An 8,624-nucleotide genomic window follows, 5' to 3' on the forward strand; every position below is an offset into this window, starting at 1 on the left:
AGCACACAATCCTCACGCGCTGGAACGCGATCTCCCTGCGCAACAAGATCACCGGCGTGACCGTGCTGATGCTCACGTTCGGGCTCATCGTGTCGGGCATCGGCACAATGACCGTGCTGCGCACCTATCTGTTGAACCAGGTCGACGACCGTCTGAAGAGCGCCTACGCGGAGCCCACCTCCGTGCTCGGCCCCGACGCGCGCAAGTACAGCTTCGCCCTCGAAGACGTGCGTGCAGCTCCGAACACGTTTTTCGTGGCCCTCCTCGACTCCGACGGCCAGCCCATCGTCACGAATGAGGCCGCTGCAGCCGGCGTTCCGTCTCCAGCGGTGACGGGCATCGACATGTCGATGGCGACGACCCTGGCGGATGCCCGCTTCACGCTGCACAGCACGAAGGGTTCGTCTGACTGGCTTGCCGTCGCGCTGGTGCTCACGGTCGACGACTACGGCACGAACAACACACTCGTGATCGCCCAGTCCCTCGAAGCCACCGAGAACACCACCACCACCTATCTCTCGATCTTTCTGGCGTTCGGCATCGGCGTCGTCGTCCTCGGCGCCATGCTCACCCGGCTTCTCGTCACCAGCACCTTCGGGCCCCTGCGACAGGTCGAACGCACGGCCGCGGCCATCGCCGACGGCGGGGACTTCAGCCAGCGGATGGCGGTCGAGACCCCCAACACAGAAGTCGGCAGGCTCAACAGATCGCTCAACACCATGCTGAGCCGCATAGACAGGGCGTTCGACGACCGGGCACGAACCATCGAACAGATGCGCCGATTCGTGGGCGACGCCAGTCACGAGCTGCGCACTCCCCTGGTCTCTGTTCGCGGGTACGCCGAGCTCTATCGCATGGGGGCCCTGCAGACCCCCGACGACGTGAGCCAGGCCATGGATCGAATCGAGAAGGAGGCCATCCGCATGGGCTCACTCGTCGAAGACCTGCTCGAACTGGCGCGACTCGACGAGACCAAACCCCTGAAGCTCAGCCCGGTGAATCTCACCCCCATAGCCATGGACGCGGCCCTCGACGCCCGCGCGTCGAGCCCGGGGCGCGTCATCCGCGTCTCGACCTCCAGGCCGTCCGACCCCGTCATCACCTTCAACCCGGCCGTCGCCGTGACACCCGAAGACCAGCCGGATGCGGGCGACACGTCGGCGGTGCCCGATCAGTCGGCCACGGGGTCGATTCCCTTCTCATCTGCCTTCTCGCGGCTGCGCCGCCGCAGCGGACGCCCGGTTCCCCCGGCGACCGTTCCCCCGAAGGCCGTGGTCGTGCCCGCAACCGTGACGCCCTCGTTCCCGCTCGAGCACACAGACGACGAGAACATCATCCAGCCGCTGGTGATGGCCGAAGAGAACAAGATTCGCCAGGTGCTCGCCAATCTCATCGGCAATGCACTGCGCTTCACATCGAATGACAGCCCGATCGAACTCGCCGTCAGCGTCGACGAGGCGAACAGGCTGGCCACGGTCGACGTGATCGACCACGGTGAGGGAATACCTCCCCAGATCCGCGAGAAGATCTTTCAGCGCTTCTGGAGAGCCGACAGTTCGCGCACGCGCGAGACGGGTGGCAGCGGACTCGGTCTCGCCATCGTGTCATCGATCGTCGCCGCCCACGGCGGAACGGTGCGAGCCCTCGAGACCGACGGCGGCGGCGCCACGTTCCGCGTGGCTCTTCCGCTCCTCATCGAGCAGGCTTCCGCCGAATCATCCACAGTTGCCGACTCGGCCTCTTGAGCGAAGCGCTCTCGCGCCTACCGTTGCAGCTGCCGATCGATCGATCGGCGTCACCGCAGCAGAGACGAAAGAGCAGGCATTCATCATGAGCCAGTACCAGGTCGATAGCGAGGCCGTCAGCGCCGGCGCCTCGTCCATCCGAAGCACGATCGATCGCATCCAGGCCGATGTCGCGGCGATGCACGGGCAGCTGACCTCGCTCGAAGGCAGCTGGACCGGCCAGGCGGCCGTGGCCTTTCAGGCGGTCGTGCTCGATTGGCGCGGCACCCAGACCCGGGTCGAAGAGAGTCTCGCCTCGATCACGCAGGCGCTCTCCGCGGCGGCACAGACCTACGCCGATGTCGAGCTGCAGAACATGCGCATGTTTTCTGTGTAGCACGCAGCAAAGACGAAGCGGGCGACTCCCGAAGGAGCCGCCCGCTTGTGTGTCGTCTGGTCCGGGACTAGAAGTCCATGCCACCCGTCGGGTCGCCGGCCGGAGCCGCGACCTTCTCGGGCTTGTCTGCAACGACCACCGAGGTGGTGAGGAACAGACCAGCGATCGACGCGGCGTTGACCAGCGCGGAGCGCGTGACCTTCACCGGGTCGTTGATGCCGGCGGCCAGCATGTCGACGTACTCGCCGGTCGCCGCGTTGAGTCCGTGTCCGACGGGCAGGTTGCGAACCTTCTCGGCAACAACACCCGGCTCGAGACCGGCGTTCTGAGCGATCTGCTTGAGCGGTGCGTCAATGGCTACCTTGACGATGTTCGCCCCGGTCGCCTCGTCGCCCGTGAGCTCGAGCTTCTCGAAAGCGGTCTTGCCGGCCTGGATGAGAGCGACGCCACCACCGGCGACGATGCCCTCTTCGACGGCTGCCTTGGCGTTGCGCACGGCGTCTTCGATGCGGTGCTTGCGCTCTTTGAGCTCGACCTCGGTCGCGGCTCCGGCCTTGATGACGGCGACCCCACCGGCGAGCTTCGCGAGACGCTCCTGCAGCTTCTCGCGATCGTAGTCGCTGTCGGTGTTCTCGATCTCGTTGCGGATCTGCTGAACGCGTCCGGCGATGGCATCGGCGTCGCCGGCACCCTCGACGATCGTCGTCTCGTCTTTCGTGATGACGACCTTGCGAGCCTTGCCCAGCAGGTCGAGGGTCACGTTCTCGAGCTTGAGGCCGACCTCTTCAGAGATGACCTGTCCGCCGGTGAGAATGGCGATGTCTTGAAGCTGCGCCTTGCGACGGTCGCCGAAGCCCGGTGCCTTGACAGCGACCGACTTGAAGATGCCGCGGATCTTGTTGACCACGAGCGTGGCCAGGGCCTCGCCGTCGACGTCTTCGGCGATGATGAGCAGCTGCTTGCCGCTCTGGATCACCTTGTCGACGATCGGCAGCAGGTCTTTGATATTCGAGACCTTGCTGTTGACGATCAGGATGTAGGGGTCTTCGAAGACGGCTTCCTGGCGGTCGGGGTCGGTGACGAAGTACTGCGACAGGTAACCCTTGTCGAAGCGCATGCCCTCGGTGAGTTCGAGCTCGGTGCCGAACGTGTTCGACTCCTCGACGGTGACGACGCCCTCTTTGCCGACCTTGTCGATGGCCTCGGCGATCAGCGCGCCGATCTCGGGGTCTCCGGCAGAGATGGACGCGGTCGCGGCGATCTCTTCTTTCGTCTCGATCTCTTTCGCGTTGGCGACGAGCTCGGCGGTCACAGCGGCGACGGCCTTCTCGATGCCGCGCTTCAGGGTGATGGGGTCGGCGCCGGCCGCGACGTTGCGCAGGCCTTCGCGAACGAGCGCCTGAGCGAGCACGGTTGCCGTGGTCGTTCCGTCGCCAGCGACGTCGTCGGTCTTCTTGGCGACCTCCTTGACGAGCTCAGCACCGATCTTCTCGTACGGGTCGTCGAGTTCGATCTCTTTCGCGATCGAGACGCCGTCGTTCGTGATGGTGGGAGCGCCCCACTTCTTCTCGAGGACGACGTTGCGACCGCGCGGGCCGAGTGTGACCTTGACGGCGTCGGCCAGAATGTTCAGTCCACGCTCGAGGCCACGACGGGCCTCTTCATCGAAAGCAATGATCTTTGCCATAAGTGTTTCTGTCCCTCCCGGAGACAATCAAAGAATTAGCACTCCATTGGAGAGAGTGCTAAGACAATATTGGCACTCTGGGCAGGCGAGTGCAAGCTGCGGCAAGGAGCGTTGGGAGGGCTAGGCAGGCCGGACGGCTTCGGCCTGGGGCCCCTTCGCTCCGGTGCCGACCTCGAAGACGACCTGCTGGCCCTCTTCGAGCACCTTGTAGCCGCCCATCTCTATCGCCGAGTAATGAACGAAGACGTCCTGTCCCCCCTCATCGACGGTGATGAATCCGTAGCCCTTTTCAGCGTTGAACCACTTCACGGTTCCGTTCGCCATTGTCACTCCCATTGCCGAATGCGTATGTCTGTCAGCCGCCCGAGGAACGGGCGACCATGGCCGATACTAATCAGCACGGTCGCCGGGTTGCGGGCGCAGACGGCGAAACGCGCCATCCGTTTCCGCCTTTTTTCACGGTCGAAACATCGCCGAAATATAGGGCCGAACGCGGCCCGTCGCGCCTACTGCGCGGGCTCGTCCGCCGTGCCGTCGGCGGAAGGCTCGAGGAAGTCGGCGCCCAGCACCACCGTGAGGCTGGCGCCCTGGAATTGATCGGACCGCTCGACCCTGATCGCCGTGATCGAGAGGGTGACGCCGTTCGTCGCCGCGTCGGCCGTCGCTTCGGCGAAGAGCGAGTCGGCCAGGCCGAGTGCGGCGGCCTCGTTCGCGGGGTCGACGTAGTAGACCGTGGTCGTCGTGAAGTCGGTGGCACTCGCGTTGGCGGTCGAGCCGACGCCGGCCCATCCGGCTTCGCGCAGCGACTCTCCGACACTCGCCGCGAGACCCGAGGTCTCGGTTCCATTGAGCACGGTGACCGTGAGGGCCGGATCGACGGTCGGCGTGATCGTGGGCGTGGATTCGGGGGCCGGCGTCGACGACGAGGCCGTCGTGCCGCCCAGGATGCCGGTGAACTTGAGATTGTCGTTGATGATCGCGAGGCCGATCACTCCGCCCGCAACGATCACGCCGGTCGCGAGCGCAGCCCAGGCGAACGCGATCCACCCCCGGCCCCTGCGCCGCGGGCCGCGGTGGGCCCCGGTTCGGTGCAGGTCTGCCGGGATGGTGTCGAAGCGATCTGAGGGAGGCTTGGCCATGGTTGTGGTCTCGGGTTCTAGTCGTCGAGTGACGTGAGGCGCTCTGTTCGTGCCGTCGTCCGGGCATCCCGCACGCGGTGCAGCCTCTTGATGAGCATGGGATCGTGAGCGAGGGCGGCCGGCGAGTCGATGAGGGCCCCCAGCAGTTGATAGTAGCGGGCGGCAGAGAGCGCGAACTCGTCGCGGATGGCCTGCTCCTTGACACCGGCATGCTTCCACCAGGTGCGTTCGAACGCCAAAATCGCGACGTCGCGGGCACTCAAGGCCGGCAGAGTGCCGTCGCCCATCCGCTGCGCATCGAGATTCTTCGCGGCGCCCACACGACCTCCCTCTTCTGCCCGAAAGCCATCCGGCCCCCGATCGTCAACATCCTATGGGCGGCACCCTCTGGATCAGCCGAATGAGGCGGGCATGCCGCGATGCCTATCGCCCGGCCCGGTACATCGTGCGATGCGGGATGCCCGCTTCGACGAACTCCTCGCCCACGGCGACGAAACCGAACGCCTCATACAGGCCCGTGATGTAGCTCTGGGAATGCAGCAGCAGCGACTCGGAGCCGTGGAGTTCGACGACCCGGGCGAGCAGAAGCTGCGCGAGGCCGCGCCCTCGATAAGCGGAGCCGACGACGACACGGCCCGGCAGACGGAACGCGTCTGCATATTCCGGCACGTCGTCTCGCAGAACCCGCAGGTAGGCGGCGACATCGCCGTTCTCTCCCGCGATCCAGAGATGCTCGGTGGTCGCCTCCGTGTCACGACGATCGAGCTCGCTCTCGTCGACCTTCTGCTCGACGAAGAAGACGTCGGTGCGCAGCTTGAGAATCTCGTAGAGCTCGCCGGTGGTCAGCTCGTTCCACGTCTTCTGCACGATTGTGGCATGGGATTCGGGGGGCACGGGCGCCAAGTTTACTGTGATGATGGAGGTGAGCCCCAGGTGGTCGCGGAGCCGCGACCGGGCGGAGAAGGAGTGTCGTGTCGATGGATTACGCCGTTCAGAAAAGCGACGACGACTGGCGCGCGGAGTTGTCGGCCGACGAGTATGCAGTACTGCGCCAGGCCGCGACGGAGCGGCCCTGGACCGGAGAGCTGCTCGATGAGGGCCGCGAGGGCATCTACCGATGCAAGGCGTGCAGCGCCGAATTGTTCCGCAGCACCACGAAGTTCGACTCCCACTGCGGCTGGCCGAGTTTCTACGACCCCTCGACGACCGACGCCGTCGAACTGATCACGGACTCCACGCTGAGCATGGTTCGCACCGAGGTGAGGTGCGCCGCGTGCGGGTCGCACCTCGGACACGTCTTCGACGATGCACCCCAGACGCCCACCGGCGACCGCTACTGCATGAACTCGATCTCGCTCGAGTTCGACGCGGCCGAGTAACAGGTGGCGTCCGTCTTCGAGGCCATGCACGAGCGACGCTCGAGCTCGAAGGTCACCGATGAGGCACCGAACCACGACGAGATCCTCGAACTGGTCGAGGCCGCCGGGCAGGTCGCCGACCATTCAGGGCTGACGCCGTGGCGCATCCTCGAGATCCGAGGAGAGTCCCGACGCATCGTCGGCGAAAGCCTCGCCGCCGCGTCCGGCCTGCACGGACACGACGCCGAGAAGAGCATCCGCAAGTCCTACCGCGCGCCGCTGCTGCTTGCGGTGATCGTCTCTCCCCGGCCCAGCGTCAAGGTTGCGGTCTGGGAGCAGGAGGCGGTCGCATCCGGGATCGCCCACGCGCTCAGCCTGCTGTTGCACGAGCGCGGCTACGGGGCGATGTGGCGCACGGGCATCCACACGCGCAGCGAGGCGGTGCGGATCGCCCATCGCCTCGAGCCCGATGAGCGGATGCTCGGCTGGATCTACGTGGGCCGCTATCCCGACAGGCCCCGGCAGTCGCGCCGATCGCGCATCGAGGTATCGAGGCATGTCAGCTCGCTCTGATCGAAGGTACCCTCGAATCGATTCGACGCTTGCCCTAACGGGGGCTAGGCTCGAGTCCTTGTGACAGAACTCGGCGCGAATCCCCAGACCATCCGAGCAGACGTCTCGGTGCTCGACCAGGCGGCCGTCGGTGATGCCGACGCCGTCGGACACCTGCGCTACTCCCCCCGGCGCCGCTGGTTCGCGCTGCTGGCCCTCGCTCTCGGAGGCTTCGGCATCGGGGTCACCGAGTTCGTCTCGATGGGACTGCTGCCGAATATCGCGCAGGATCTGCTTCCGGGGTTGTACGCATTCGATCAGGCCGACGCCAACGCCACCGCCGGACACCTGATCTCGGCCTATGCCCTGGGCGTCGTCGTCGGAGCTCCCACCATCGCAGCCGCCGCGGCTCGATGGCCCCGAAAGCGCCTCCTCACCGTGCTCGTCGCCTGTTTCGTGATCGGCAACCTCGCCACCGCGATTCTGCCGTCATTCGGCTGGATCCTCGCCGCCCGCTTCGTGTCGGGCCTCCCCCACGGCGCCTACTTCGGCATCGCGTCTCTCGTCGCCGCAACCCTCATGGGCCCGGGAATGCGTGCCCGCGGGGTCGCCGTCGTGCTCTCCGGCCTGACGATCGCCAACGTGGTCGGCGTGCCGGTGGGCACCTACCTCGGCCAGAGCTTCGGCTGGCGCAGCGCGTTCTGGCTCGTGACCGTGATCTTCGCGGCCACCCTCATCGCCATCCTCGCGACCGTCCCGTTCCAGGCGGGCAATCCCGAAAGCACGCTTCGCAACGAGCTCAGGGCGTTCTCTCGCCTGCAGATCTGGCTCACACTCGCCATGGCATCGATCGGCTTCGGCGGCATGTTCGCCATTTACAGCTATATCGCCCCGGTCGTGACCGACGTCACCGGCCTCGGTGCCGGCGTCGTGCCTTTCGTACTCGTGACGTTCGGCGTGGGCATGACCATCGGAAACTTCATCGGCGGATGGGCGGCCGACAAGTCGGTCGCGCGGGCGCTGCTCATCTTCTTGCCCGGCATCGGCCTCGCGTGCCTGGCTTTCGGCCTCAGCGCGGCCAGTGCCGTCGGCCTGTTCATCTCGATCTTCTTTCTCGGCGCGTTCGTCTCTGCCGCATCGCCCACGATCCAGGCCAGGCTCATGGATGTCGCGCACGACTCCCAGTCGATCGCGGCGGCGCTCAACCACTCGGCCCTCAACCTCGGCAACTCCCTCGGCGCGTTCCTGGGCGGCGTCGTCATCGCCGCGGGCTTCGGATACATCGCGCCGGCCTGGGTGGGCATCTGTCTGTCGATCGCGGGTGTGGGCATCCTGCTCGTCTCGCTCGGTGTCGACCGCCGCAGGTCCCGTCGCGCCTGAGCGCGCCGCAGACGGCGAGAAGCCCCCCGGATCCATGAGATTCCGAGGGGCTTCTGGCTTCGGGGCCGGCGGCGGGACTTTAACCCGCACCCCCCCCCGCTTTTGACGCGATGGTCAAATTCGACTCAACTTAGGAAATTTGATAGCCGTCAATGAGTCGGAATTGGAAAGCATTAGTCGAAATTATTGACGTCATTCGCCGGAAACGCGAGGCGCCGCAGGGCAGTTTCGAGAAGCAGAGTCTTGAGCGTGTCGCCGAGCCGCGAAACCACTAGTTGCAGCTCGTCCGGCTTCGCCCGAACGACAGCGACAATCTCGTCTAAGTCGGATTTGAGGCATGCTTGTTCGACTCCCTCCGGCAGCGGCTCCAGCCCGACAAATCGCATT

11 protein-coding genes are annotated in these 8,624 nt (G+C 65.6%); 5 read left to right on the forward strand and 6 right to left on the reverse strand.

The window, feature by feature from the left end:
- Nucleotides 1–8 precede the first annotated feature (8 nt).
- Complete coding sequence (locus ACE5CZ_RS12250) at nt 9–1,745, forward strand: sensor histidine kinase (protein ID WP_374947618.1); 1,737 nt, start codon at nt 9–11, stop codon at nt 1,743–1,745.
- Nucleotides 1,746–1,830: 85 nt separating this feature from the next.
- Entirely contained in the window at nt 1,831–2,121 is a 291-nt protein-coding gene (locus ACE5CZ_RS12255) for a WXG100 family type VII secretion target (RefSeq protein WP_374947610.1), read from the forward strand.
- 67 nt (nt 2,122–2,188) lie between these two features.
- Here the strand turns inward: ACE5CZ_RS12255 and groL are convergent, their stop codons facing one another.
- The 5 genes from groL to ACE5CZ_RS12280 form a co-directional block, all read right to left on the reverse strand.
- Entirely contained in the window at nt 2,189–3,808 is a 1,620-nt protein-coding gene (groL, locus tag ACE5CZ_RS12260; protein ID WP_374947611.1) for a chaperonin GroEL, read from the reverse strand.
- A 120-nt stretch (nt 3,809–3,928) separates the two neighbouring features.
- Nucleotides 3,929–4,132 (reverse strand): cold-shock protein, encoded by a 204-nt coding sequence (locus tag ACE5CZ_RS12265; protein WP_374947612.1) that lies wholly within the window; start codon nt 4,130–4,132, stop codon nt 3,929–3,931.
- 182 nt (nt 4,133–4,314) lie between these two features.
- Nucleotides 4,315–4,947, reverse strand: a complete 633-nt coding sequence (locus ACE5CZ_RS12270) for a LytR C-terminal domain-containing protein (protein ID WP_374947613.1) — start codon at nt 4,945–4,947, stop codon at nt 4,315–4,317.
- Nucleotides 4,948–4,964: 17 nt separating this feature from the next.
- Nucleotides 4,965–5,234 carry a DUF3263 domain-containing protein gene (locus tag ACE5CZ_RS12275; RefSeq protein WP_374947619.1) on the reverse strand — a complete coding sequence of 90 codons (270 nt, stop codon included), beginning with the start codon at nt 5,232–5,234 and terminating at the stop codon, nt 4,965–4,967.
- Nucleotides 5,235–5,370: 136 nt separating this feature from the next.
- The gene (locus ACE5CZ_RS12280) at nt 5,371–5,841 is read right to left on the reverse strand and encodes a GNAT family N-acetyltransferase (protein WP_374947614.1); all 471 of its coding nucleotides are present in this window, start codon (nt 5,839–5,841) and stop codon (nt 5,371–5,373) included.
- Between the two features lie 83 nt (nt 5,842–5,924).
- On the opposite strand from ACE5CZ_RS12280, the gene msrB reads away from it, so the two are divergent.
- The 3 genes from msrB to ACE5CZ_RS12295 all read left to right on the forward strand — a co-directional run bounded on the left by msrB (nt 5,925) and on the right by ACE5CZ_RS12295 (nt 8,237).
- Nucleotides 5,925–6,326 (forward strand): peptide-methionine (R)-S-oxide reductase MsrB, encoded by a 402-nt coding sequence (gene msrB, locus ACE5CZ_RS12285; protein ID WP_374947615.1) that lies wholly within the window; start codon nt 5,925–5,927, stop codon nt 6,324–6,326.
- A 3-nt stretch (nt 6,327–6,329) separates the two neighbouring features.
- Nucleotides 6,330–6,878 carry a nitroreductase family protein gene (locus ACE5CZ_RS12290; protein WP_374947616.1) on the forward strand — a complete coding sequence of 183 codons (549 nt, stop codon included), beginning with the start codon at nt 6,330–6,332 and terminating at the stop codon, nt 6,876–6,878.
- A gap of 153 nt (nt 6,879–7,031) precedes the next feature.
- Nucleotides 7,032–8,237: an MFS transporter gene (locus ACE5CZ_RS12295; protein ID WP_374947620.1), complete on the forward strand. Its 1,206-nt coding sequence runs from the start codon at nt 7,032–7,034 to the stop codon at nt 8,235–8,237.
- A 173-nt stretch (nt 8,238–8,410) separates the two neighbouring features.
- Here the strand turns inward: ACE5CZ_RS12295 and ACE5CZ_RS12300 are convergent.
- Nucleotides 8,411–8,624: hypothetical protein (locus ACE5CZ_RS12300; RefSeq protein ID WP_374947617.1), on the reverse strand; the 214-nt coding region annotated here is incomplete at its 5' end.

The sequence above is a fragment of the Agreia sp. genome (assembly GCF_964263775.1).
GTDB lineage: Bacteria > Actinomycetota > Actinomycetes > Actinomycetales > Microbacteriaceae > Agreia.

Coding starts and splice junctions, on each gene's coding strand:
- ACE5CZ_RS12265 (WP_374947612.1), bottom strand. CDS start 4,132: ATGGCGAACGGAACCGTGAAGTGGTTCAACGCTGAAAAGGGCTACGGA.
- groL (WP_374947611.1), bottom strand. CDS start 3,808: ATGGCAAAGATCATTGCTTTCGATGAAGAGGCCCGTCGTGGCCTCGAG.
- ACE5CZ_RS12270 (WP_374947613.1), bottom strand. CDS start 4,947: ATGGCCAAGCCTCCCTCAGATCGCTTCGACACCATCCCGGCAGACCTG.
- ACE5CZ_RS12275 (WP_374947619.1), bottom strand. CDS start 5,234: ATGGGCGACGGCACTCTGCCGGCCTTGAGTGCCCGCGACGTCGCGATT.
- ACE5CZ_RS12255 (WP_374947610.1), top strand. CDS start 1,831: ATGAGCCAGTACCAGGTCGATAGCGAGGCCGTCAGCGCCGGCGCCTCG.
- msrB (WP_374947615.1), top strand. CDS start 5,925: ATGGATTACGCCGTTCAGAAAAGCGACGACGACTGGCGCGCGGAGTTG.